Annotated in this window: 3 protein-coding genes and 5 pseudogenes; all 8 read right to left on the bottom strand. The window is 70.8% G+C overall.

Annotation, left to right across the window (positions count from 1 at the left end; genetic code table 11):
- Window positions 1–138 precede the first annotated feature (138 nt).
- Window positions 139–1,379: pseudogene (locus BBK82_RS51295) on the bottom strand (beta-ketoacyl synthase N-terminal-like domain-containing protein); the annotation flags it as partial.
- Between the two features lie 65 nt (window positions 1,380–1,444).
- A complete protein-coding gene (locus BBK82_RS57135; protein ID WP_418287552.1) occupies window positions 1,445–1,864 on the bottom strand; it encodes an acyl carrier protein in 420 nt (139 codons plus the stop codon).
- A gap of 286 nt (window positions 1,865–2,150) precedes the next feature.
- Window positions 2,151–4,208 (bottom strand): annotated as a pseudogene (locus BBK82_RS55410) (acyltransferase domain-containing protein); the annotation flags it as partial.
- Between the two features lie 86 nt (window positions 4,209–4,294).
- A pseudogene (locus tag BBK82_RS55405) lies at window positions 4,295–10,519 on the bottom strand (SDR family NAD(P)-dependent oxidoreductase); the annotation flags it as partial.
- A 384-nt stretch (window positions 10,520–10,903) separates the two neighbouring features.
- Complete coding sequence (locus BBK82_RS57130) at window positions 10,904–11,308, bottom strand: polyketide synthase (RefSeq protein WP_065920323.1); 405 nt, start codon at window positions 11,306–11,308, stop codon at window positions 10,904–10,906.
- A 9-nt stretch (window positions 11,309–11,317) separates the two neighbouring features.
- Window positions 11,318–12,098: pseudogene (locus tag BBK82_RS57125) on the bottom strand (beta-ketoacyl synthase N-terminal-like domain-containing protein); the annotation flags it as partial.
- A gap of 6 nt (window positions 12,099–12,104) precedes the next feature.
- Window positions 12,105–26,003, bottom strand: a complete 13,899-nt coding sequence (locus BBK82_RS55400; RefSeq protein ID WP_065920321.1) for a type I polyketide synthase — start codon at window positions 26,001–26,003, stop codon at window positions 12,105–12,107.
- 30 nt (window positions 26,004–26,033) lie between these two features.
- A pseudogene (locus BBK82_RS55395) lies at window positions 26,034–26,827 on the bottom strand (beta-ketoacyl synthase N-terminal-like domain-containing protein); the annotation flags it as partial.
- Between the last annotated feature and the right edge of the window lie 7 nt (window positions 26,828–26,834).

Raw genomic sequence — 26,834 nt, 5'->3', positions numbered from 1 at the left:
GGCCACGCCCGCCGGTCCCGAGGCCCCGCCCCTCGGAATCGATACCGATTCGCGGCCCCCTGGGGGGATCCGCCCCCCATCCAATCATCTCAGGCAGGTCTGACAATTCCGGCCGCTCGCCGGCCCGCCTCCAGATCAGTGCGCGTTCGTGCCCGAGATGCCGAACGACGACACCGCCGCCGCGCGGCGCCCAGTCCGGCCACGGGTGCGCGTGAGCACCGAGACGCCCGGCCGTCCAGTCGACGTGCGCGACGGCTCGTCGACGTGCAGGTCCGGCAGCGCCGTGCGCAGCGCCTGCACCACCTTGATCACCCCGGCGATCCCCGCCGCGGCCTGCGTGTGCCCGATGTTCGACTTCAGCGACCCCAGCAGCAGCGGCCGGACGACCTGCCCGTAGGTCGCGAGCAGCGCCTGCGCCTCGACCGGGTCACCGAGAACCGTGCCGGTGCCGTGCGCCTCGACCACGTCCACATCGGACGTCGCCAGGCCGGCGTTCGCCAGCGCCGCGGCGATCACCCGTTCCTGCGCGGGCCCGTTCGGCGCCGTCAACCCGTTCGAAGCACCGTCCTGGTTCACCGCCGAGCCGCGCAGCACGGCGAGCACCTCGTGCCCGTTGCGCACGGCGTCCGACATGCGTTCCAGCACCACGACACCGGCGCCCTCGGACCAGCCCACGCCGTCGGCCGAGTCGGAGAACGCCTTGCACCGCCCGTCCGCGACAGCCCGCTGCCGCGAGAACTCCACGAACGTCTCGGCGTCGACATGACCGTCACACCACCGGCCAACGCCAGCGAACACTCGTTGTTGCGCAACGACTGCACAGCCGTATGAGCGGCAACGAGAGAGGACGAGCACGCGGTGTCGATCGTGACCGCCGGACCCTCAAGGCCCAGCGTGTAGGAGACACGTCCGGACACGATGGACGGAGAGGTGCCGGAGCCCTGGAAGCCCTCGAACTCACCGCCGCCGAGCCGCGCGCCGTAGTCGTTGTACATCACGCCCGCGAACACACCGCCGTTGCGTGCCCGCAACGACGCCGGGTCGATCCCGGCGCTCGACCGCCTCCCAGCGTCTCCAGCAGCAGGCGTTGCTGCGGGTCCATCGCCGCGCCTCGCGCGGCGAGATGCCGAAGAACGCCGCGTCGAAGTCGGCGACGCGTCGAGGAAACCGCCGCGGATCGGTTCGGCCGTGTCCCAGCCGCGGTCGGACGGGAACTGGCTGATCGCGTCCCGCCCGGCCAGCACCAGGTCCCACAGCTCGTCCGCGCTCGTGACACCGCCGGGGAACCGCGCCGCCATCCCGACGACCGCGACGGGCTCGTGCCTGGCCGACTCCAGCTCGTCGACGCGCTGCCTGGTCTTCTTCAGGTCAGCGGTCACCCACTTCAGGTACTCGACGGCCTTCTTCTCATCGGACACTGTGATCAAGTTCCTTCCGTGGGCCGTCAGTTGGTCGCGCGGCCGAGCTGGTTGTCGATGAAGTCGAAGATGTCCTCGGCCGACGCCTCCGCGAAGGACGTGTCCTCTTCGGACTCCTCCTCGCTCCACTTCGCGAGGATCGCCCGCAGCCGGTTCGTGATGGCACCGCGGTGTGGCGACGCCGCCGCCGCGACCAGGCTCAGCTCCAGCTGGTCCAGATCGGACTGCACCACCTCGTGCGCCTGCGTCTCCGGGTTCAGCCGCTCGCGCAACAGCTTCGCCAGCGCCGCCGGCGTCGGGTGGTCGAACACGAGCGTCGTCGGCAGCTTCATCCCGAACGCCGTCGTCAACCGGTTGCGCAGCTCGACCGCCGTCATCGACTCGAACCCGAGCTCCTGGAACGGGTGCTCCGGATCGATCGCCCGCGGGTCCGCGTGCCCGAGCACCGCCGCGATGTGCTCCCGCAGCACGTCCAGCACGACCGCGACCTGCGCCGCCTCGTCCAGTCCCGCCAGCCGTTCGGCAACGCTCTGCTCCCGTTGCACCTGCGGCCGCACGAGCCCGCGCAGCACGACCGGCACCTCGCCCGCCGCCCGGATCGCCGCCGGGTCGAGCGCTCGACACCGCCGCTTGCCGGTCTGCGCGGCGTCGAAGAGTCGCGGTCCGGCCCTCCACGCGAACGGCCCCGCAGCCCTTCGCGTGCCGGTGCTGCGCCATCGCGTCGAGGTAGGCGGCGGCCGCGGCCTCGGCACCGCGCCCGGTCGCGGGGATGACCCCGTTGACCGACGACCCGAGCACGAACGCCGTCAGCTCCCGGTGCTCGGTCATCCGGTGCAGGTGCCACGCAACATCCGCCGCACCCCGCACCGCCCGCGTCAGTTGCTCAACCTGAAGCCTCGCGACCAGCTCCTTCTCGACAGCCGGCGGCGTGTGCACGACCGCCGTCACGTCGTGCGCGTCGAGCAAGGCCTTGATCTCGTCGCGGCTCGTGCTGCCGGTGCGCACGACGTCGACATCGACGAGGTCCGCCGGCGTGTCTCCCGTGACGAGCACCGTGCCGTGCCACCGCGGCGCGGGAACGGTGCTCGTCACCCGAGCCAGCCTCGGCACCAGGAACTCGTGCCCGCGCACGACCAGCTGCGGCTCGTCAGCGGGCAACGCCTCCGGCACCACGTCCCCGTCCACCAGCACGAACCTGTCCGGCTGCTCGAGCTGCGCGGTCCTGACCAGCCCCCACACCGCGGCCGCGGCCGGGTCCGGATCGTCGGTGCGGACCGCGTTGTGGGTGTGGACCACCAGAACGTTCTCGCGCTCCTGCTGAACCCCGTGCAACGCCAGCGCCAGCACGTCGTCCAGGTCCCCGAGCCGAGGCACCTCCAGCACGTCGTACCCGCTGAGCCCCGCGCCGTTCGCCGGCACCCACGTCAACTCGAACACCGCGTTCCGCGCCGCACTGACGGTCCGCGTGGTGACTTGCTCGGCCGTCAGCACCAGCTCACCGTTCGCGTCGATGGCCACCAACGCCGCACCATCGCGTTTCGCCCGAAGCGTCGTCGCTTTCGCTTGGTGCAGCTGCACATTCCGCCACGCGACCGGCTCGACGGCCGCCCCGCCCTGCTGCAGCACCGCGTTGACCAGCTCCGGATGCACGCCGTACTCGTGCGCTTCGACCGTCGCCTCAACGTCGTACTGTTGTTCGGGGAACACCACTTCCGTTCGCGTGCCCACCGTGCCAACGGCATTGCGCTGCCACGGCGTGTCCTCCGCACGGCTGTGGATCGTCACGTCGTCACCGCTGACCGCCACCTGCACCTGCCGCACTTCACCCGGCGGCAACGGCATCTCCACGGTCAGCTCGGCCAGCGCACCACCCGCCGCGTGCAGGGCGAGGTCCAGCAACGCCGCCGCCCCGTGCTCCACCGCGAACCGCCCGGTGAACAGCACCACGTCCCCACCGGCCTGCTGGATCTGCCCACCCAGCAACGGGTGCTCGCTCGGCGTGAGCCCCAGCCCGGCGGCGTCGACGGTCGCCGTGCCCTTCTCCAGCCAGTACGACTCCCGCTGGAACGCGTAGTTCGGCAGCGCCACCAACCGCCCCTCGGCAACGCTCGGGTCCCGCCCGTGCACGAACGCCGCCCCGAGCGCGGTCAGCACGCTTGTGACCTCGTCCTGGCCCTTGCGCAACGCCGCCGCGAACACACCTTCCTTCGCCTCTTGGGCCTGCGCGGTGAGCACCGCGTCCGGACCGAGCTCGATGAACGTGGTGGTGTTGTCCAGCCGGGTGATCGCCCGGTGGAAGTTGACCGCCTCGCGCACCTGGACCACCCAGTACTCGGGGTCGGTCATGGGGTGGTCGGTGGTGACGGTGGAGACGATGTCGATCTGTGGATCCTTGTAGGTGAGCTGGGTGGCCGTTTTGCGGAACTCGTCGAGCATCGGCTCCATGTGGTGGCTGTGGAACGCGTGGCTGACCGTCAGCTTCTTGACCCGCCGGCCGTCCGCGCGGAACCTCTCGGCCGTCGCAGCGGTGACGTCCTCATCGCCGGAGATGACGACGGCGCGCGGGCCGTTGACGGCGGCGATGTTGACGCCGTCGAGCTCGTCTTCCGTGGCTTCGATGGCCCACATGGCGCCTTGGCGGGGGAGGGCGTCCATGAGGGTGGCGCGTGCGGTGACGAGCTTGGCCGCGTCGTGGAGGGTGAGGATGCCGGCGACGTGGGCGGCGGTGATTTCGCCGATGCTGTGGCCGATGAGGTGGTCCGGTGTGACGCCCCAGTGTTCGAAGAGCCGGTAGAGGGCGGTTTCGAGGGCGAAGAGGGCGGGTTGGGTGAGCCTGGTCTGGTCGAGGCGCCGTCGAAGAACTCCTGCTTGATGTCGAGTGCTTCCAGGGTTGCGTCGAGGGCTTCTTTGAACACCGGGTAGGCGTTGTAGAGCTCTTTGCCCATGCCCGCGCGCTGGCTGCCCTGTCCGGTGAAAAGGAACGCCAGCTCGCCGTTGCTCGTCTTGCCGGAGATCAGTTCCTGATCGCCGCGCAGGACGGCCCGGTGTTCGAACCGGGCGCGTCGGGCCAGCGTGTGCGCCACGTCCCGGGGGTCCAGTTCCGGTTGCTCGCCCACGTACCGCTTGAGCCGCTCAACCTGCCCGCGCAACGCTCCCGGCGTCTTCGCCGACACGAGGAACGGCACACTGCCCGCCGCACCGCTCGCCGCGGTCTCGCCGGCCACCGCACCGCTCGCCGCCGGCCCCAGCCCTGCCGCCCCGTCCCTCGGAATCGATCCCGACTCGACGGCCCCCTGGGGGGATCCACCCCCCATCCCAATCGTCTCAGACAGGTCTGACAATTCCTGCCCGTCCGCCTCCTCGATGATCACGTGCGCGTTCGTCCCCGAAATCCCGAACGACGACACCGCCCCACGCCGAGGGCCCCCCTCGGCCGGCCACTCCCGCGCCGCCGTCAGCAGCGCGACATCGCCCGCCGCCCAGTCCACGTGCGGCGTCAGCTCCGACACGTTCACACTCCGCGGCATCACGGCGTTCTTCATCGCCATGACGACCTTGATCACGCCCGCGACCCCGGCCGCGGCCTGCGTGTGCCCGATGTTCGACTTCAGCGACCCCAGCCACACGGGCGAGGTCCGGCCCTGCCCGTAGGTCGCCAGCAACGCCGAAGCCTCGATCGGATCACCCAGCACCGTGCCCGTGCCGTGCGCCTCCACCAGCTCCACGTCCGAAGACGACAGCCCCGCCGACGCCAACGCCGAAGTGATCACCCGCTCCTGCGCCAGCCCGTTGGGCGCGGACAGCCCGTTCGACGCGCCGTCCTGGTTGATCGCCGACCCCCGCAGCAGCGCGTGCACCACGTGCCCGTTGCGCCGCGCGTCCGACAACCGCTCCAGCAGCACCAGCCCGATGCCCTCGGAGAAGCTGGTCCCGTCGGCGTCCGCGGCGAACGACTTCACCCGGCCGTCCCGCGCGAGCCCGCCCTGCCGGCTGAACTCGGTGAAGATCCCCGGCTTCGCGATCACCGTGACACCACCGGCCAGCGCCAGCGAACACTCACCCGAGCGCAGCGCCTTCGCCGCCACGTGCATCGTCACCAGCGACGACGAGCACGACGTGTCGATCGTCATCGCCGGGCCCTCCAGGCCCAGCGTGTAGGAGACGCGCCCCGCGGCCACGCTGTTCGACACGCCCATCATCAGATGACCCTCGACCTGGGCGGCGACACCGGCGTCGTCACCGTAGTTCGAGTCGAGCATGCCCACGTAGACACCCGTGTCGCTGCCGCGCAACGACTTCGGGTCGATGCCGGCGTTCTCGAACAGCTCCCACGTCGTCTCCAGCAGCACGCGCTGCTGCGGGTCCATCGCGAGCGCCTCACGCGGCGAGATGCCGAAGAACTCGTTGTCGAACCGGTCCACGTCGTGCAGGAACCCGCCCGCCCGGATGTACGTCGTGCCCGGCCGCTCCCGCGCGGGGTCGTACAACCCGTCGAGGTCCCAGCCGCGGTTCGTGGGAAAGCCCGTGATCGCGTCACGTTCACCCGCCACGAGCGCCCACAGGTCCTCCGGCGAACGAACCTCCCCCGGCAGCCGGCACGCCATGCTCACGATGGCGATCGGGTCGTCGTCCACCACCGCGACGCGCGCGGCAGCCGACGCGGTCTTCACCTGCCCGGTCAGCTTCGACCGCAGATAACCCGCCAGCGCCGCCACGTTCGGGTGGTCGAAGATGATCGTCGACGGCAACCGCAGCCCCGTCGCCGTGCCGAGCCGGTTCCGCAGCTCCACGGCCGTGAGCGAGTCGACCCCGAGGTCCTTGAACGGCCGCTCCGGATCGATCGACTCACCGCTCGCGTGCCCGAGCGTGTACGCGGCGTGCTCCCGCACCAGCCCCAGCACCAACTCCTGCTGGCCCGCCTCGTCCCGTCCGGCCAGCGCGGCCGCCAGCGCGTTCGAGTCACCGGCCTGCGCCGACGCGGACCGCCGGACCGGCGCGCGAACCAGCCCGCGCAGCATCGGCAGCGGGTTGCCGCGCACCGCGTTCAGGTTGATCGGCACGGTCAGCACCGCCGGGTGCCCGAGCCCGAGCGCGCCGTCGAAGATCGCGTTGCCCTGCTCGGCGGTGATCGCGGGGAAGCCGTCCCGCGCCATGCGTGCGTGATCTGCCTCGGTCAGGTGCGCGCTCATCGTGCTTGCGTCCGCCCACAAACCCCACGCCATCGACACGGCCGGCAGGCCCAGCTCACGCCTGTAGTGCGCAAGCGCGTCGAGGTAGGCGTTGGCGGCGGCGTAGTTCGCCTGCCCAGGATTGCCCAACGTGCCTGCCATCGACGAATACAACACGAACGCCGCCAGATCACGGTCACGCGTCAGCTCGTGCAACAACCACGCCGCGTCAGCCTTGTTGCGCAGCACGGTGTGCAGCTGCTCCGCCGTCATGTTCGTGATCAGGCTGTCGTCCAGCACACCCGCCGCGTGCACCACACCGGTCAGGTTCTCGATGCCGTCCAACAACTCCTGCAACGCCACACGATCACTCGTGTCACACGCCGCAACCGTCACCTCAACGCCGAGCGCGCGCAGCTCGGCCTCCAACTCCGGCGCGTGCCCGCGCCGGCTCGTCAGCACCAACCGGCGAACACCGCGCCGGGCAACAAGATGCCGCGACAGGATCGCGCCGAGCGTGCCCGTCCCGCCGGTGATCAGCACCGTGCCCTCGGGGTCGAGCGGCCGGTCGACCGTGAGCGCGATCTTGCCGGTGTGCTTGGCCTGCCCCATGTACCGGAACACGCCAGGCGCCTGCGCCAGCGGCCACGACCGCACCGGCACCGGCTTGAGCACGCCCCGCTCGAACAGCTCGAACAGCTCCGCCAGCAGCTCGCGGATGACCGCCAGGTCCGTCGCGTGCAGGTCGTACGCCGTGTACTCGACACCAGGATGCCGCTCCGCGACCTCGGCGGCGTCGCGGATGTCGGTCTTGCCCATCTCCAGGAACCGCCCGCCCCGCGGCAACAACCGCAGCGACGCGTCCACGAACTCACCCGCCAGCGAGTCCAGCACGACGTCCACACCACGCCCGCCGGTCCGCTCCATCAGCTGCTGCTCGAACTCCAGCGTGCGCGAGTTGGCGATGTGCTCGTCGTCCAGCCCGAACGACCGCAACACGTCCCACTTCGGCGGACTGGCCGTCGCGAACACCTCGGCCCCTAGGTGCCGCGCGATCTGGACGGCCGCCGTGCCCACCCCGCCCGTGCCCGCGTGGACCAGCACCTTCTCGCCCGCGGCGAGGTGCGCGATGTTCTTCAACCCCAGCAACGCCGTCATGAACACCACCGGCGTCGTCGCGGCCTGCGCGTACGTCCACCCGCGCGGAATCGCGTGCACCGCACGGTGATCCGCGACGGTCTGCCGCGAGAACGTCCCGTCCGCGAGCCCGAACACCCGATCACCGGGCCGCACCGCCGTGACGTCGGCACCGACCTCGACGACCACACCCGCGAACTCCCCGCCCAACGGCGGCGCCGGATACTCCGGGTACATGCCGAGCGCGATCAGCACGTCGCGGAAGTTCACGCCCGTCGCCCGCACCTCGACCCGGACCTGGTTGGCTCGCAACGGCTCGGTGACGCGCTCGTCCTCGACGACCGCCAGGTTCTCCAGCGTGCCGACCCCCGTCGACGTGAGCTGCCACAGCCCGTCCGGGATCTGCAGCAACGCGTCCGGGTTGGGCCGCTGCAACCGCGCCGCCCTGACCTCACCCGCCCGGTGCACCACCTGCGGCTCGTCGGCGGCGACCGCCCCGCTCACCACGGCGTCGTCCAGCTCGCCGTCCAGCAGCAGCACACGACCGGGGTTCTCGCTCTGCGCCGACCTCACCATGCCCCACACCGCAGCTGCCGCGAGATCAGGCGTGCCGGTGTCGACGGCGTTCCGCGTGTGGACGACCAGAACGCTGTCCGTGTCGGTCTTCAACCACTCCTGGAGCTTGCCGAGCACCTGCTCCGCGACCTCGTGGAGCTCACCATCTCCCGGCACCTCCAGCACGTCGTACGCGATGTGGGGCGCGTCCTGCGGCAACTCCACCGCCACCCACCCCGGCACGAACAACGGCTCCGGTCCCTTGGCACTGAGCTGCTCCGCGCTGACGGGCCGAGTCGCGAGCTGCCCGACCGTGATCACCGGCCGGCCTTCGTGGTCGAACCCCTCCAGCGCCACCCCGCCGTCATTGGGCGTGAGGCGAACCCGCAGCGCCGTGGCACCTTCGGCGTGCAGGCGAACGTTGTTCCACGAGAACGGCAACCCGACCGTGCCACCCGCGAACTGGTCCCGCGCGTAGGCGTGCACCGACGCGTCCAGCAACGCCGGATGAATCCCGAAGCCCTTGTCCTGTTCCGGCAGCGCAACCTCGACGTAGTAGCTGCTCTCGTCCTTCCACGCCTGCTTGAGCCCCTGGAACGTCGGCCCGTACCCGAACCCCGCCTCCGCCAGCACCTCGTACAGGTCGTGCGTCGCAACCCGCTCCGCCCGCGGCGGCCACTCGATCGTCCCGGTGCCGGCCTCCGCATTGGTGAGCGTCCCGCTGGCGTGCAACACCCACTCGCCGTCGGTGCGCGAGTGGATCGTGACGTTCTGACCGTTCACCGCGACCTGCAACTGCACGGACTCGTCGTTGAGGACGAGCGGCGCCTCGATGAGCAGCTCCTCAACCGTGTCGAACCCCGCGTGGTCGCCGGCGTGGATCGCCAGCTCGACCATCGCCGTGCCCGGCACCAGCACCGTGCCCATGACGACGTGCTCGGCCAGCCACGGGTGCGATGTGCGCGAAATCCGCCCGGTCAGCAGACTCGTGTCGCCGTCGGCCGTGCGCACCAGGCTGCCCAGCAACGGGTGGTCGACCGGCGTCTGCCCCAGCGCGGCGGCGTTCTTGGCCGCGGTCGCCTCCATCCAGAACCGGCTGCGCTGGAAGGCGTACTTGGGCAGGTCGACGTGCTTGCCCTGGGGGAGCTGGGGAACCCGGCCGTGGACGTACGCGGCTCCCAACGCCGTCAGGACGGTCGTGACCTCGTCCCGTCCCTTGCGCAGGGCCGTGGCGAACACGCCCTTGGTGGCTTCCTGCGCCTGCGCGGTGAGGATGCCGTCGGGGCCGAGCTCGATGAACGTGGTGGTGTTCTGCAGCCGGGTGACCGCCCGGTGGAAGTGCACCGCTTCGCGCACCTGCGTGACCCAGTACTCGGGATCGGTCATGGGGTGGTCGGTGGTGACGGTGGAGACGATGTCGATCCGCGGCTCGTGGTAGGTGAGCTGGGTAGCTGTTTCGCGGAACTCGTCGAGCATCGGCTCCATGTGGTGGCTGTGGAACGCGTGGCTGACGGTCAGCTTCTTGGTCTTCGCGAACCCGGCGGCCACGGCGTCGGCGGCCTGCTCGTCGCCGGAGATGACGACGGAGGTGGGGGAGTTGACCGCCGCGATGCCGACGCCGGGGTGGAGCGCCTTCCGGACCTCGTCCTCGGTGGCCTGGATGGCGATCATGGCGCCTTGGCGGGGGAGTGCGTCCATGAGGGTGGCGCGGGCGGTGACGAGCTTGGCCGCGTCTTGGAGGCTGAGGATGCCGGCGACGTGTGCTGCGGTGATCTCGCCGATGCTGTGGCCGATGAGGTGGTCCGGTGTGACGCCCCAGTGTTCGAAGAGGCGGTAGAGGGCGGTTTCCAGTGCGAACAGGGCGGGTTGGGTGAGCCTGGTCTGGTCGAGGTCGCCTTCGAAGAACTCCTGCTTGATGTCGAGTGCTTCCAGGGCTGCGTCGAGGGCTTCTTCGAACACCGGGTAGGCGTTGTAGAGCTTTTTGCCCATGCCCGCGCGCTGGCTGCCTTGTCCGGTGAACAGGAACGCCAGCTCGCCGTTGCTCGTCTTGCCGGAGATCAGCTCCTGGTCGCCGCGCAGGACGGCCCGGTGCTCGAACTGAGTACGTCGAGCGAGGGTGTGCGCAACGTCCTGGGGATCGAGTTCGGGGTGCTCGGCCAAGTGCTCGCGGAGCCGGTCGACCTGCGCTCGCAACGCCTCCGGGGTCTTCGCCGACACCAGGAACGACACCCGTCCCGCCACGCCAGCCTGGTCTGCCTGACCCGCCCGGCCTGCCTGACCCGCCTGGTCTGCCCGGCTCGCCTGGACCGCCCGACCTGGCTCGTCTGCCCGACCTGGCTTGCCCGCCCGACCTGGCTCGCCCGCCGTGCCCGCCCCGCCCTTCGGAATCGATCCCGATTCGACGGCCCCCTGGAGGGATCCACCCCCCACTCCAATCGTCTCAGGCACCCCTGACAATTCCGGCGCGCCCGGCGCCTCCTCCAAGATCAAGTGCGCGTTCGTCCCCGAAATCCCGAACGACGACACCCCGGCCCGCCGCGCCCGCTCGCCACCCCACGGCCGCGCCACAAACACCGCACCGCCCGGCCGACCAGTCCGTGCGTCGGAGACACGTGCGTCGCGGCATCACCCGTGCCGCATCGCCATGATCATCTTGATCACGCCGCCGACCCCGGCCGCCGCCTGCGTGTGCCCGAAGTTCGACTTCAGCGACCCCAGCCACAGCGGCCGGTCGGCGGACCGCCCCTGCCCGTACGTCGCCAGCAGCGCCTGCGCCTCGATCGGGTCGCCCAGCGTCGTGCCGGTGCCGTGCGCCTCGACAACGTCCACATCGGACACCGACAGCCGCGCGTTCGCCAGCGCGGCGGCGATCACCCGTTCCTGCGAAGGACCGTTCGGCGCGGTGATGCCGTTCGACGCGCCGTCCTGGTTCACCGCCGAGCCGCGAATGACCGCGTGGATCGTGCGACCGTTGCGCACCGCGTCCGAAAGACGTTCCAACAGCAGCAGCCCGACGCCCTCGCTCCACACGGTGCCGTCAGCGTCACCGGAGAACGCCTTGCACGCCGTCCGACAGGCCGCTGCTGAACTCGACGAAAACCTCAGGCGTCGACATGACCGTCGCACCGCCCGCGAACGCCAATGACACCTCACCACCGCGAAGCGCCTGCACGGCCAGATGCGTGGTCACCAACGACGACGAGCACGCCGTGTCGACCGTGACCGCGGGACCTTCCAAACCCAGCGTGTAGGAGATGCGCCCGGACGCGATGGAACCGGCGTTGCCCGGACCGAGCAAACCCTCCAGAGACGGAGGCACCTCGGTCACCCGCGAGGAGTAGTCGTGGTGCATGATGCCCGTGTAGACACCGGTTTTGCTGCCGTGCAACGAAGAAGGCGCGATACCCGCGTCCTCCAACGTCTCCCACGCGGTCTCCAGCAGCAGGCGGTGCTGCGGGTCCATGGCGGTGGCCTCGCGCGGCGAGATGCCGAAGAAGTCCGGGTCGAACTCGTCGGCGTCGTGCAGGAAACCGCCGCGCCGCACGTAGGTCTTGCCGAACTGCTCCGGATCCGGGTCGTAGATGCCGGCGACGTCCCAGCCGCGGTTGGCCGGGAACTCCGACGTGCCGTCCGAACCCGTGGAGACCAGGCGCCACAGGTCCTCCGGCGACCGCACGTCACCGGGGTAGCGGCAGGCCATGCCGATCACCGCGATCGGCTCGGTCGCCGCCTCCTGGACCTCCTGCAGCTCGCGCTGGGCCTGCCGGGTGTCGGCGATCGCCTTCTTCAGGTACTCGCGCAGCTTCGCTTCGTTCGACATCGCCGGTCAGGCCTTCCTGTTCGTGTCCACGAGCGAGAACAGCTCCTCGTCGCTCGCCGCGTCGAGATCGTCGTCGGAGTCGGGTTCGGTCGGACCGGCCGTGCGCCGCCAGCGGGTGAGCAGGTCTTCCAGCTGCTCGGTGATCGACGCGTGGTCGTCGGCGTCGACGGCGAGGCCGGACAGCAACGCCGCGACCTCGTCGAGCTTCACCCGCGCCACCTTGCGGCCGCTCGGGGCGAGCGTGTCGCGCAGGTGGCGGGCCAGGGCGGCGGGCGTCGGGTGGTCGAACACCAGCGTCGGCGAGAGCTGCACGCCCGTCGCGGCGGTCAGCTCGTTGCGCAGCTCGACCGCGGTGAGCGAGTCGAACCCGAGCTGCTCGAACGCGGCGTTGTCCGCGATCGCGGCGGAGTCGTTGTGGCCCAGCACAGTCGCCACCCGAGCCCGCACCAGGTCGAGCACCACCGCGTGCTGCTCGTCCTCGCCGAGCCCGGCCAGCCTCGCGACGAACGCGGCGCTGTCCTCCCGCTTGGCCACCTTCGTGCGCGGCCGGACCATGCCGCGCAGCAACGCCGGCACCTCCGGCAGCTTCGCGATCGCGCTCAGGTTGATCGGCGTCGCGACCACGGCCGCCGCGTTGAGCCCAAGTGCTGCGTCGAACATCGCCATGCCCTGCTCGGCGCTGATCGGCGTGAACCCGTCACGGGCGATGCGCGCCCTGTCGGCGTCGGACAACCCGGCCGTCATCGCGCTCGTGTCGTCCCACATCCCCCACGCCAGCGACGTCGCGGGCAGCCCCTGCCCACGACGCAACCGGGCCAGCGCGTCGAGGTAGGCGTTGGCGGCGGCGTAGTTGGCCTGACCCGGCCCGCCGAACGTGCCCGCGAGCGACGAGTACAGGACGAACGCCTTCAGGCCGCTCGTCAGCTCGTGCAGGTGCCACGCGGCATCCACCTTCGGACGCAATACCTTGTGCAGCTGCTCAGGGGTGAGCGACGTCAGCACGCCATCGTCGACAACTCCAGCGGTGTGAACGACAACATCAAGGTTCTCGACGCTGTTCAGCAACTGCTCAACCGCTGTCCGATCGCTCATGTCACATGCCACCGCACGAATGTTGGCGTTAACATCCGCCAGCCCCTCCGGCAGTGCTCCGCTGCGGCTGGCCAGCACCAGGTTGCGGACGCCGTGGCGTTCGACCAGGTGCCGCGCCAGGATCGCTCCGAGCGTGCCGCTGCCGCCGGTGATCAGCACGGTGTCGTCCTCGTCCCAGGTGAACGGCTCGGAACCGCCGGCCTTCGCCAGGCGCGGCGCGAACATCTTGCCTTCCCTGATCACGATCTGCGGCTCGTCATCGGCCACAGCGGACACATCGGCGCTGCCGTCGCTGTCCACCAGCACGATCCGGCCGGGGTGCTCGGCCTGCGCCGCGCGCACCATGCCCTGCACCGCGGCAGCCGCCAGGTCACCGTCGCGGACGAGCACGACGAGCTTCCCGTCGCCGTGCACCCTGTCCTGCAACGTCTTCAGCACCTGCTCGGTGACCTCGTGCACGTCACCGCGCGGCACCTCGACGACCTCGTGCGCGCCGAGCGTGCCGGGGGAGACGGGTGCCAGCACCGTCTCGAAGAGGCCCTGGGTGCGGGAACCGAGCCGGTCGACGTCGACCGGCCTGGTGACCAGCAACTCGACGGTCAGCGTCGGCGCGCCCTGCTCGTCGGTCGCGTCGATGCGGAGACCGTTCTCCTGCGGGGAGAGCCGCACCCGCAGCCGGGTGGCGCGCGTGGTGTGAACGCTCACCTTGTTCCAGGAGAACGGCAAAGCCAGGTTCTCGCCGACGGCCGCCACCGGGTGCAGCGCCGCGTCGAGCAACGCCGGGTGCACCCCGAACTCGTGCTCGGCCACCTCCACCTCGGCGTAGAGGACGTCGCCGGAGCGCCAGGCGTTCGTGAGCCCCTGGAACGCCGGCCCGTACTCGACCCCGAGCGCGCCGAGCGCCGGGTAGATCTCGTCGACGTCGAGCGGCTCGGCCTGCGGTGGCCACTCGAACGCCTCTGCTGCGATCGCGTCGGTGCTGAGCGTGCCGCTGGCGTGCAACGTCCAGTCGCCGTCGGTGCGCGAGTGGACCGTGACGGCCGTGCCGGTGACCTTGACCTGGACCTGCACCGCCTCTGTGAGCGTCAACGGCGCCTCGATGACCAGCTCGTCCAGCGTGGTCAGCCCGGCGAGTGCGCCGGCGTGCAGTGCCATGTCGACGAGCGCGGTGCCGGGAACGACCACCGTGCCGCCCACCGCGTGGTCCGCCAGCCACGACGACGGCGACAACCGGCCGGTGAGCACGGTGGAGTCGCTGTCGGCGAGTTGCAGGACGCCCTGCAGCAACGGGTGCGCGCTCGTGCCGAGGCCGAGCTCGGTCGCGTTGCCGCCGCCGGTCGGAACCAGCCAGTAGCGCTGGTGCTGGAACGCGTACGTCGGCAGGTCGACCAGTTCGCCCTGCTCCACGACAGGCGTGCGGCCGTGCACGAACGCGGCTCCCAGCGCGGTCAACGCCGTGGTCACCTCGTCGTGGCCCTTGCGCAACGCCGTCGCGAACACGCCCTGGGTCGTCTGCTGTGCTTGGGCGGTCAGCACGCCGTCAGGGCCGAGCTCGATGAACGTGGTGACGTCACCGAGACTCTCGACCGCCTGGTGGAAGCGCACGGCCTCGCGCACCTGCACCACCCAGTACTCCGGGTCGGTCATCGCCAGGTCCGTCGCCACGGTCGGGGCGATCGGGATGGTGGGCTCGGTGAACGTGAGCTTCCGCGCCGTCGCCCGGAACTCGGCGAGCATCGGGTCCATCCGGTGCGAGTGGAACGCGTGGCTCACCTGCAGCTTCTTGATCTTGCGGTCCTGGAAGTGAGCGATCACAGCGTCCGTGCCGTCACCGGACACGACGACTGACGTCGGTCCGTTGACCGCGGCGAGGTTCACCGTGTCGGTGAGGAACGGCGCGACCTCCTCCTCAGTCGCCTGTATCGCGACCATGGCTCCGCCCGTCGGCAACGCGTTCATCAGCCTGGCGCGCGCGGCTACGAGCTGTGCCGCGTCATCAAGGCTGAGGATGCCCGCGACGTGGGCCGCGGTCAGCTCACCGATGGAGTGCCCCACAAGGCGGTCCGGGGTGATGCCCCAGCTCTCGAAGAGGCGGTAGAGGGCGGTTTCCAGCGCGAACAACGCCGTCTGCGTGTACAGGGTTTGGTCGAGCAGGCTGGGTTCGTCGAAGAACACCAGGCGCAGGCTCGGATCGCCGAGGTGGGCGTCGACCGCGTCGATGGCCTCGTCGAGGGCTTGCCGGAACGCCGGGTAGGTGCGGTACAGCTCGTGGCCCATGCCGGCGCGCTGGCTGCCTTGGCCGGTGAACAGGAACGCGAGCTCGCCGCTGGTCGTGGTGCCGTCGATGAGTTCGCTGCCACCGTGCAGCACGGCCCGATGGTCGAACTTCGCACGTTGCGCGAGGGTGTGCGCCACGTCGCGTGGGTCGGCTTCAGGGTTGCGCGCGAGGTACTGCTTGAGCGCGCGCACCTGCCCCTGCAGCGCTTCGGCGGTCTTGGCCGACACGAAGAACGGCACCGCTGCTCCGGCGTGCCCCGCCGCCCCGCTCGGAATCGATACGGACTGGCTGGCCCCCTGGGGGGATCCGCCCCCCACTCCAATCGTCTCAGGCAGGTCTGACAATTCCGGGGTGGGCGTGTTGTGAGTGGACCGTTCAGGTGCGGCCTCGAGGATGACGTGGGCGTTCGTGCCGGAGATGCCGAAGGAGGACACACCGGCCCGGCGCGGACGGTCCGAAGCAGGCCACGGCTGGGCCTCCTGCAGCAGCGACACCGACCCGGCGCTCCAGTCGATCAACGGCGACGGCTCGGCCGCGTGCAGGGTCGCCGGCAGCACGCCGTGCCGCAGCGCCAGCACCATCTTGATGATCCCGCCGACACCCGCCGCGGCCTGCGTGTGCCCGATGTTCGACTTCAGCGACCCCAGCCACAACGGAGAAGGCCGATCCGCGCCGTAGGTCGCGAGCAGGGCCTGCGCCTCGATCGGGTCACCCAAGGCCGTTCCGGTGCCGTGCGCCTCGACCGCGTCCACATCGGACGGAGTGAGGCCGGCGGAAGCGAGCGCCTGCAGGATGACGCGCTCCTGCGAGGGACCGTTCGGCGCGGTCAGGCCGTTGGAAGCACCGTCCTGGTTCACCGCCGAGCCACGCACGACCGCCAGTACGCGGTGGCCGTTGCGGACCGCGTCGGACAGGCGTTCCAGCAGGACCAGACCGACGCCCTCGGACATGCCGATGCCGTCCGCGCCCGTGCCGAACGCCTTGCACCGGCCGTCGGAGGCGAGGCCGCGCTGGCGGGCGAACTCGATCAGCGGCTCCGGGGACGCCATGATCGACACGCCGCCGGCCAGCGCCAGGGAGCACTCGCCGGAGCGCAGGGCCTGGACGGCGAGGTGGGTTGCCACCAAAGACGAAGAGCACGCCGTGTCGATCGTGACGGCCGGGCCCTCCAGGCCCAGCGTGTAGGAGATGCGACCGGAGGTGGCGCCGCCCGCGTTGCCGGCGCCCATGACGTCCTCGTTGTCGGTGTTGGTCGCGTTGAAGCGGCCCATGTAGTCGCGGTACATCGCGCCGGTGAAGACGCCGGTGTCGCTGCCGCGCAACGACCGCGGGTCGATGCCGGCGTGTTCGAACGCCTCCCACGACGTCTCCAGCAGCAGGCGTTGCTGCGGGTCCATCGCGGCCGCTTCGCGCGGCGAGATGCCGAAGAACGCCGGGTCGAAGTCGCCCGCGTCGTGCAGGAAGCCGCCGGTGCGCGAGTAGGTGGTGCCGGGGCGGGAACGGTCCGGGTCGTAGAGGGTCTCCAGGTCCCAGCCGCGGTCGTTGGGCAGTTCGGACATGCCCTCCCGGCCGGCGAGCAGCATCTGCCACAGGTCGTCCGGCGAGTCGACGTCGCCGGGGAAGTGGCAGGCCATGCCGACGATCGCGATCGGCTCGTCCGCGGCCCGTGCGGACACCCGCCGCTTGCGGACCGGCTCGGCGCCGGACAGCTTGCCGTGCAGGAACTTCGCCAGAGCGGCCGGCGACGGGTGGTCGAACGTGATCGTCGCCGGCAGCTGGATCCCGGTCGCCGGGCTGAGCCGGTTGCGCAGCTCGACGGCGGTCAGCGAGTCGAACCCGAGGTCCTTGAACGCGCTGTCCGGGCCGACCGACTCCGGGCCGGGGTAGCCGAGCGTCGCGGCGGCGTGCTCGCGGACCAGCGCCAGCAGCGAGGCCTCGTCGGTCGCGGTCACCGCCGTCACGGTCGTGCGCTTGCGGACCAGGCCCCGGTACAGCGGTGGCACGACGGCGGCCTTGCGGATCACGCCCAGGTCGACCGGGGTGGCGACGACGGTGGCCGCGGACAGGCTCAGTGCCGCGTCGAACATCGCCATGCCGTGCTCGGCGGTGATCGGCGCGATGCCCAGCTGCCTCATCCGCGCGTGGTCGGCGGCCGACAGCTCGCCGGTCATGCCGCTCGCGTCCGCCCACAGGCCCCACACCAGCGACGTCGCCGGCAGCCCCTGGGAACGTCGCACCTGGGCGAGCGCGTCGAGGTAGGTGTTGGCGGCGGCGTAGTTCGACTGGCCGGCCGCACCGAACGTGCCGGCGAGCGACGAGTACAGCACGAACGCCTTGAGCCCGCTGGTCATCTCGTGCAGGTCCCACGCCGAGTCGGCCTTGGAACGCAGCACGGAGTGCAGGCGTTCCGGGGTCATCGCGCTGAACAGGCCGTCGTCGAGCGTGGCGGCGGTGTGAACGACCGCAGAGAGGTTGTCGATGCTGTCGAGCAGCTCCCGCAACGCTTCCCGGTCGGTGATGTCACAGGCGACAACCCGGATGTTGGCGTTCACATCGGCCAGTGCCTCCGGCGTGATGCCGCGGCGGCTGACCAGGACGAGGTTGCGGACTCCGTGGCGTTCGGCGAGGTGGCGAGCCAGGATCGTGCCGAGCGTGCCGGTGCCGCCGGTGATCAGGACGGTGTCGTCGGCGTCCCACGCGAACGGCTCCACGACGGGTGCCTTCGCCAGGCGAGGTGCGCGGACCTCGCCGTCGCGGATGGAGAGCTGCGGCTCGTCACCGATCACGGTGGCGAGTTCAACGCTGTCGTCGGTGTCCACGAGGGTGATGCGGTCCGGGTGCTCGGTCTGCGCGGCGCGGACCATGCCCCACACCGAACCGTGCGCGAGGTCGGGCTCGGGAACGTTGACGGCGTTGCGGGTCACCACCACGACCCGGCCGTCTTCCCGCAGCTTCTCCTGCAGGGACGTCATCACGTGCTCGATGACGTCGTGCACGTCGCCCTGCGGCACCTCCAGCACGGTGTGCTCGGTGAGCGCGGCGGGGGTGACGGGCGTCCAGTCGATCTCGAACAGGCCTTCGGTGCGGGTGGCGAGCCGGTCGAGGTCGAGCGGCCGGGTTGCGAGCGTGTCCACGGTGATCACCGGCGTGCCGTCGGCGTCGACGCCGTGTAGCGCGATGTCGTTGCCCTGCCTGGTGATCCGCATGCGCAACACCGTGGTGCCCGCCTTGTGAACGCGAACACCGGCCCACGAGAACGGCAGCACCACGCCGTCGCCGAACGTGCCGGCGATGTGCAGGGTCGAGTCGAGCAGCGCCGGGTGCACCGCGAAGTTGCCCTGCGGCTGGTCCAGCGCGACCTCGACGTAGTACTCGTCCCCGTCCTGCCAGGCGCGCTGGAGCCGTTGGAACGCCGGTCCGTACTCGAACCCGAGGTCCGCGAGCCGGTCGTAGATCTCGTGGACGTCGAGCTCGTCACCGTTCGGCGGCCACTCCAGGGTTTCCGCGGTGGCTTCGGTCGTTGTGAGCGTGCCACTGGCGTGCAAGGTCCACTCGGCGGTCGTGCGGGAGTGGATCGAGACGCGGTCGCCGGTGAGGGTGACCTGGAGCTGCGCGGAGGTGTCCGGTTCGAGGAGCAGCGGTGCGTTGATCAGCAGCTCTTCGACCGTGTCGAGGTCGGCGTGCTTGCCCGCCTGCCGCGCCAGCTCGACGAAAGCGGTACCCGGCAACAAGACCGTGCCCGACACGGCGTGGTCGGCGAGCCACGGGTGCGTGCTCAGCGAGACCCGGCCGGTGAGCAGGAGGGAGTCGCCTTCCGCGGTGTGCACGAGGCTGCCGAGCAACGGGTGGTCGACCGAGGTCTGGCCGAGCGCGGCGGCGTTCCTGGCGTTGCCGGTGGGTTCGAGCCAGTACCGGTCGTGCTGGAAGGCGTAGGTCGGCAGCGGCACGCGCGGCTGGTCGCCGTAGAGGGCGGTCCAGTCCGGCGTGAGGCCGTGCGCCCACGCGTTGCCGACCGAGCCGCGGAAGTGCGCGAGGCTGCCGCTGTCGCGCCGCAACGTCTCCAGCGTGGCGACCGCGGGCTGGTTGTCCTGCACCGACGCGAGCAGCACGGGGTGGCTGCTGACCTCGATGAAGACGTTGTGACCGTCCTCGGCGATGCGGTTGACGGTGCGCGCGAACCACACCGGGTCGCGCTGGTTGCGGTACCAGTACTCGGCGTCGAAGACCTCGTGCTTCTGCGTGGTGACGGTGGAGTAGAAGGCGATCCGCGGTGGTTGGGACGTGAGGCCGTCGAACTCCGCCATCAGCAGGTCCTTGACGGCCTCGACCTGAGGCGTGTGCGAGCCGTAGGCCATGGGGATCATGCGGTGGCGGATGCCGTCGAGCTCGGTCATGAGGTCGTGCAGCGCGTCGAGGTCACCGCCCACGACGGACGCTTCGGGAGCGTTGACAACCGCGACGCTCAACAGGTCGCCGTAGGGCGCGATGAGTTCTTGCGCGCGTTGCTCGGACACGGCGAGCGACAGGAGGCTGCCGCGGCCGACGAGGTGCTCGTTGGCGATGCCGACGCGCTTGGTGAGGATCTTGACCGCATCGCGCGGGGTGATGGCGCCGGTGAACGTCGCCGCCGCCACCTCGCCCTGGGAGTGGCCGACGACGGCGTCGGGGGTGATGCCGTGGTGCTGCCAGAGGCGGGCGAGGGAGACCATGACCGACCAGCCGACGCACTGCAGGACTTCGAGGCGGTCGTAGTCGGAGGTGCGCAGGACGGTTTCGAGGTCCCAGTCGACGAACTCCCTCAGCGTCGCCGAGCACTCGTCGATGGACTGCTTGAAGACCGGCTCGGTGTCCATGAGCTCGATGGCCATGCCGGCCCAGTGGGTGCCCTGGCCGGGGAAGACGAAGACGGTCTTCGGGGCCTTCTGCGCGATGACGGGGTCGAGGCGGGTGAAGTCGGTGACGACCGCGCGGTGGGGGAAGTGGGTGCGGGTGGTGGCGAGGGCGTGCGCGACGGCCGGGTGGGGGAGGCCGGGGTGCGCGTCGAGGTGCCGGCGCAGGCGTTCAACCTGGTTGGGAAGGGCTTCCGCGGTCTTGGCCGAGACGAGGAACGGCACCGGTGCCGCCGGGACGCCGTGTGGGTCGCCGGCGCGGAGGTGCTCGCCGTTCGGAATCGATCCCGATTCGCCGGCCCCCTGGGGGGAGCCACCCCCCATCCCAATCGTCTCAGAGAGGTCTGACAGTTCCGGGTGCGTGGATCCGCCGTTCACCGAGGGCGATTGTTCGAGGATGAGGTGCGCGTTCGTGCCGGAGATGCCGAACGACGAGACGGCCGCGCGGCGCGGGCGGTTCACAGCGGGCCACGGCCGGGGCTGTTGCAGCAGGGAGACGGCGCCGGAGGACCAGTCGACGTGCGGGGTCGGCTCGGAGACGTGCAGGGTCGCGGGCATGACGCCGTGGCGCAGTGCCATGATCATCTTGATCATGCCGCCGACACCGGCCGCGGCCTGGGTGTGGCCGACGTTCGACTTGAACGAACCCAGCCACAGCGGCTCGGTCCGGGCGGCGCCGTAGGTGGCGAGCAGGGCTTGGGCCTCGATCGGGTCGCCCAGGGTGGTGCCGGTGCCGTGTGCTTCCAGGACGTCCACATCGGATGGTGAGAGGTGCGCGTTGGCGAGTGCCTGCTGGATGACGCGTTCCTGCGAGGGGCCGTTGGGGGCGGTGATGCCGTTGGAGGCGCCGTCCTGGTTGATCGCGGAGCCGCGGATCACGGCGTGGATGGTGCGGCCGTTGCGCACCGCGTCCGAAAGGCGTTCCAGCAGCAGCAGACCGACGCCCTCGCCCCACGCGGTGCCGTCGGCGTCGCCGGAGAACGCCTTGACCTTGCCGTCCGGCGCGAGGTTGCGCTGGCGGCTGAACTCCACATAGGACTCCGGCGTCGCCATGACCGTGACGCCACCGGCCAGCGCCAGCGAGACCTCACCCGAGCGCAGCGCTTGCACGGCGAGGTGCGCGGTCACCAGTGACGAGGAGCAGGCGGTGTCGATCGTGACGGCCGGGCCCTCCAGGCCGAGCGTGTAGGAGATGCGGCCGGACGCTATGGCGCCCGCGTTGCCGGGACCCAGCAGGCCTTCGAGGGTGGGCGGGGCGTCACCGACGCGCGGTGCGTAGTCCCGGTACATCACGCCGGTGTAGACGCCGGTTTGGCTGCCGTGCAGGGAACGCGGCGTGATGCCGGCGTCCTCCAGGGCCTCCCAGGCGGTTTCGAGCAGCAGGCGGTGCTGCGGGTCCATCGCCACGGCCTCGCGCGGCGAGATGCCGAAGAACGCCGGGTCGAACTGGTCGGCGTCGTGCAGGAAACCACCGCGGCGCACGTAGGTCTTGCCGAACTGGTCGGGGTCCGGGTCGTAGATGCCCTCGAGGTCCCAGCCGCGGTTCGCCGGCAGATCGCTCATCGCGTCGACACCGTCCGCGACCAGGCGCCACAGGTCGTCCGGCGACGCCACACCGCCGGGGAAGCGGCAGGCCATGCCGACGACCGCGATCGGCTCGTCGGAGGCGGTGGTCGTGGCGACGGCGGTGACGCGCGTCTTCACGCCGACGGTCGTGGTGCGCACGAACTCGGCCAGCGCGAGCGGCGTCGGGTGGTCGAAGATCACCGTGCCGGGGAGCTTGGTGCCGGTGGCGGCGGTGAGCTTGTTGCGCAGCTCGATCGACATCAGCGAGTCGAACCCGAGGTCGCCGAACGCCGCCTCCACGTTGAGCGCGTTCGGGTCGGTGTGGCCGAGGACGGCGGCCACGTTCTCGCGCACAACGCTCAACGCCAGCACGCGCTGGGCGTCCTCGTCCAGGTTCGCGAGGCGAGCCGCGAAACCGGACGTGGTGGCGCGAGGGCGGACCAGGCTGCGGAGCAGTGCCGGGACCTCGGTTGTGAACGCTGCCAAGTTCAGCGGCGACGCGACCAGGACGGGCGTGTCGAGGCCGAGGGCGGCGTCGAACATCGCGAGGCCGTGCTCGGTGCTGATCGGCAGGAAACCCGAGCGGGCGAGGCGGTCGCGGTCGGCGTCGGAGAGGTGTGACGCCATGCCGTCGTCCCACATGCCCCATGCCAGCGACACCGCGGGCAGGCCCTCGGCGTGGCGGTGGCGGGCCAGGGCGTCGAGGTAGGTGTTGGCGGCGGCGTAGTTCGCCTGGCCGGCGGTGCCGAACGTGCCCGCGACCGACGAGTACAGCACGAACGCCTTCAGTTCACGTTCACGCGTCAGCTCGTGCAGGTGCCAGGCGGCGGTTTTGGGGCGCAGCACGGCATCGAGGCGTTCGGGGGTGAGCGACTCGATCAGGCCGTCGTCGAGCACACCGGCGGTGTGAACGATCACATCGAGGTCGGGCAGGTCCGCGAGCAGGGTTTCGACGGCCGCGCGGTCGGTGATGTCGCACGCGACGCCGCGGACGTGCTCGATTCCGGGATCACGCCCGCTGCGGCTGGCCAGCACGACGTCACGCGCGCCGCGGTCGACGAGGTGCCGCGCGAGCAACGTTCCCAGTGCGCCGCCGGTGATCAGCACCGTGCCGTTCCAGTCGATGGTGGCGGTACCGCGGCGGGTCACGCGGGTGAGGCGGGGAGCGAGCACGGCACCGTTGTGAACGCGAACATGCGGCTCGTCACCGACCACTGTGGACAGGTCGACGCTGTCGTCGGTGTCCACCAGCACGATTCGGCCGGGGTGTTCGGCCTGCGCGGACTTGATTAGACCCTCGACAGCGGCTGCGGAGAGGTCGTCCGAGTGGCGGACGACCGCGATGGTGGTGTCGTGGTCGCGCAGAGCGGCCTGCAACTCCGACAGCGTTTGCGCGGTGACCTCGTGGACGTCGCCGGTGGGCACGTTCACAACGGTGTGAGGGAGGGGAGTCGGGGTGACCGGGGTCCAGGTCGTCTCGTACAGGCCGTCGGTGCGAGGGCCGAGCTGGCCTGCGGTCAGCGGGCGGGTGCGCAGTGACGACACCGTGAGGGCCGGGGTGCCGTCCGGGGTCGTGGCGTGGACGGCGTTCGTGGTGAGGTCGACGCGGACGCGCAGTTCGGTGGCGCCAGGGGAGTGCAGCGTGACGCCCTGCCAGGCGAACGGCAACGCGAGCGTGTCGGCTGCCGCGGCGAACGGGTGCAGCGCCGCGTCGAGCAGTGCCGGGTGCACGCCGAAGTCGTGGTCTGCCAGGGAAACTTCGGCGTAGACGGCGTCCTTGGCGCGCCACGCGGCGGTGACGTTGCGGAAAGCCGGCCCGTACTGCAGGCCGGTCGCGCCGAGCGTCGCGTACATGTCGTCGACGTCGAGCGGGTCGGCGTTCGGCGGCCAGGCGAGCTCGGTGGCGGGTGGTGCTTCGGTGGAGAAGGTGCCGGTGGCGTGCAACGTCCAGTCGCCGTCGGTGCGGGAGTGGATCGTCAGGGCGTCGCCGGTGACCGCGATCTGGAGCTGTAGCGGCTCTGTCAGCGCTAACGGTGCCTCGATCAGCAGCTCGTCGAGGGTGCTGAAGCCGGTGTGGCGGGCGGCGTGCAGGGCGAGGTCGACGAGGGCGGCGCCGGGCACGATGACGTTGCCCAGCACGGCGTGGTCGTCGAGCCAGCCACCGGGTGCCAGCCTGCCGGTGAAGATGACCGTGTCGCTGCCGGCGGAGTGGACGACGCCGCCGAGCAGCGGGTGACCGGCGGCGGTGAGGCCGAGGTCGCCGGCGTCGGTGGCGATCGTGCCGGGGGTGAGCCAGTAGCGCTGGCGTTGGAACGCGTAAGGCGGCAGCTCGACCCGGCGGCCGTCGTCGGAGAGGTTCCGGGGGAGCTGGCCGGCGGTGTAGGCGGTGCCGAGCGCGGTGAGGACGCTGGTGACCTCGTCCTGGTCGCGGCGGAGGGCGGCGACCGCGTTGTCGGCCAGTTGCGCGGTGAGGACGGCGTCGGGGCCGAGCTCGATGAACGTGCCCTGCAGGCGGCTCACGGCGTCGTGGAAGCGCACCGTCTCGCGGACCTGGGTGACCCAGTACTCGGGGTCGGTCATCGGGAGGTCGGTGGCGACGGTGGAGATGATCGGGATGCCGGGGGACGCGTAGGTGAGCTGGGTGGCGGTGGTGCGGAACTCGTCGAGCATCGCGTCCATGTGGTGGCTGTGGAACGCGTGGCTGACCGTGAGCTTCTTCGTGCGGCGGTGGGGGAACTGCGCGGCCACTGCGGCGGTGTCGGGGTCGTCGCCGGAGATGACGACGGCGCGGGGGCCGTTGATGGCGGCGATGCTGACGTTGGCGGTGAGGTGGGGGCGGACTTCGTCCTCGGTGGCTTCGATGGCCCACATGGCGCCTTGGCGGGGGAGTGCGTCCATGAGGGTGGCGCGGGCGGTGACCAGTTTTGCCGCGTCGTGGAGGGTGAGGATGCCGGCGACGTGTGCTGCGGTGATTTCGCCGATGCTGTGGCCGATGAGGTGGTCCGGCTTGATGCCCCAGTGTTCGAAGAGCCGGAAGAGAGCCGTTTCGAGGGCGAAGAGGGCGGGTTGGGTGAGGCGGGTCTGGTCGAGGTCGCCTTCGAGGAACTCCTGTTCGATGTCGAGTGCGGCGAGCGCTTCGTCGAGGGCGGTGCGGAACGCCGGGTAGGTGGCGTGGAGGGTGCGGCCCATGCCGGTGCGCTGGGAGCCCTGGCCGGTGAACAGGAAGGTGAGGTCGCCGGTTTCGCCTTCGGCGACGATGGTGCCGTCGAGCAGTGCCGCGCGGTGGGGGAACTGGGTGCGCTGGGCGAGGGAGTGGGCGACGTCGGCGGCGCGCAGCTCGGGGTGACGGGCGAGGTGGGCGGTCAGCTGGCCGGCCTGGTCGCGCACGGCGGCGGGGGACTTGGCGGAGAGCAGGTACGGAATCGATACGGACTGGCTGGCCCCCTGGGGGGATCCGCCCCCCACTCCAATCGTCTCAGGCAGGTCTGACAATTCCGGGGCGGAAGCGTTCTGAGTGGACCGTTCAGGCGCGGCCTCGAGGATGACGTGGGCGTTCGTGCCGGAGATGCCGAACGAGGACACACCGGCGCGGCGCGGGCGGTCGGAAGCCGGCCAGGGCTGAGAAGACGTCAGCAGGGAGACGTTGCCGGCCGACCAGTCGACGTGCGGGGTCGGCGCGTCCACGTGCAGGGTTGCGGGCAGGACGCCGTGCCGCATCGCGAGCACCATCTTGATGATGCCGCCGACACCCGCTGCGGCCTGCGTGTGGCCGATGTTCGACTTCAGCGAGCCCAGCCACAACGGGGAAGAGCGGTCCGCGCCGTACGTTGCGAGAAGAGCTTGCGCCTCGATCGGGTCGCCCAGGACGGTGCCGGTGCCGTGCGCTTCCACCGCGTCCACATCGGACGGGGACAGGCGGGCGGAGGCCAGGGCGGAGCGGATGACGCGTTGCTGTGCGGGGCCGTTCGGGGCGCTGAGCTGGGAGGACTTGCCGTCCTGGTTCACCGCGGAGCCGCGGACCAGGCCGAGCACCTGGTAGCCGAGGCGCTGGGCGTCGGAGAGGCGGGCCAGGGCCAGCATGCCGACGCCCTCGGACCAGCCGGTGCCGTCGGCGGAGGCGGCGAAGGACTTCGAGCGGCCGTCGGGGCCAGGCCGCGTTGGCGGGAGAACTCGATGAAGAAGCCCGGGGTGGACATCACGGCGACGCCGCCGGCCAGTGCGAGGGAGCAGTCGCCGTTGCGCAGGGCGGAGGCGGCCATGTGCACCGCCACCAGGGAGGAGGAGCAGGCGGTGTCGACGGTGACGGCCGGGCCCTCGAAACCCAGGGTGTAGGCGATGCGGCCGGAGGCGACGCTGTTCTGGTTGCCGGTCAGCAGGAAGCCGTCGGCGCCGTCGACCGAGGGGTGCTGCAGGGAGGGGCCGTACTCCTGGGACATCACGCCCACGAAGACGCCGGTGTCGCTGCCGCGCAACGAGTCCGGGTTGATGGCGGCGTCTTCCAGGACCGACCAGGATGCCTCCAGCAGGAGGCGTTGCTGGGGGTCGGTGGCGGTGGCCTCGCGCGGGGAGACGCCGAAGAACTCCGCGTCGAACTCGTCGGCGTCGTGCAGGAAGCCGCCGTGGCGCGTGTAGGACTTGCCGCTGCGGTCCGGGTCCGGGTCGAACAGCGCGTCGAGGTCCCAGCCGCGGTTGCGGGGGAACTCGGTGATCGCGTCGCGGCCGGACGCGACGAGCTGCCACAGGTCGTCGGGCGACCGGACGTCGCCGGGGTAGCGGCAGGCCATGCCCACGATGGCGATCGGCTCGCTCTGCGCGGACTCGACCTCGGCGAGCCGGCGCTTGGCCTGCTTCAGCTGGGCGGTGACCCGGCCGAGGTACTCCCTGAGCTTCTGCTCTTCCGACATGCCGGAA

The sequence above is a fragment of the Lentzea guizhouensis genome (assembly GCF_001701025.1).
Classification (GTDB): domain Bacteria; phylum Actinomycetota; class Actinomycetes; order Mycobacteriales; family Pseudonocardiaceae; genus Lentzea; species Lentzea guizhouensis.
Note: the sequence above shows the minus strand (reverse complement) of the source record. Positions and strands in the feature narration are given on the sequence as shown.